This is a genomic window from Clostridium bornimense, assembly GCF_018917145.1.
Taxonomy (GTDB): Bacteria; Bacillota; Clostridia; order Clostridiales; family Clostridiaceae; genus Clostridium_AN; species Clostridium_AN bornimense_A.
Map to the genome: position 1 here is coordinate 1 of NZ_JAHLOD010000147.1, position 500 is coordinate 500.

2 rRNA genes are annotated in these 500 nt (G+C 42.2%); both read left to right on the plus strand.

Going from position 1 to position 500, the window contains the following annotated elements:
* Window positions 1-83: ribosomal RNA gene (locus tag KQI30_RS16935) — 16S ribosomal RNA — on the plus strand; the annotation flags it as partial.
* Between the two features lie 298 nt (window positions 84-381).
* A 23S ribosomal RNA gene (locus KQI30_RS16940) occupies window positions 382-500 on the plus strand; the annotation flags it as partial.

The following is a 500-nucleotide window of genomic DNA, read 5'->3' on the forward strand; positions in this document are numbered from 1 at the left end:
AGCGGCCGAAGGTGGGATTAGTGATTGGGGTGAAGTCGTAACAAGGTAGCCGTAGGAGAACCTGCGGCTGGATCACCTCCTTTCTAAGGATATATGTTTAGGGAGAACCTAAGCAAAAATGGTATATGTCTTCTGTTCAATTTTGAAAGATCATAAGAATCTTTCAAAATTGTTCTTTGAAAATTGCATAGTTACAATAAAGACTTTAAAATCTATTATAGATTTACTGATTTATATACCTATACTAATTAAGTATAGATGTTCGCTAGAAGCGAGCAGTACGAGGAAGCAAGGAGCGAATGAGCGAGAAATACTTCGGTATTCGAGCGAAATGAGTAACGCAGCTGACGAAGTAATGCGAAGCTTATAGTAGAACAGATAGGTCAAGCTACAAAGGGCGCAGGGCGAATGCCTTGGCACTAGGAGCCGATGAAGGACGTGATAAGCTGCGATAAGCTGTGGGTAGCCGCACATAGGCCGTGATCCACAGATTTCCGAAT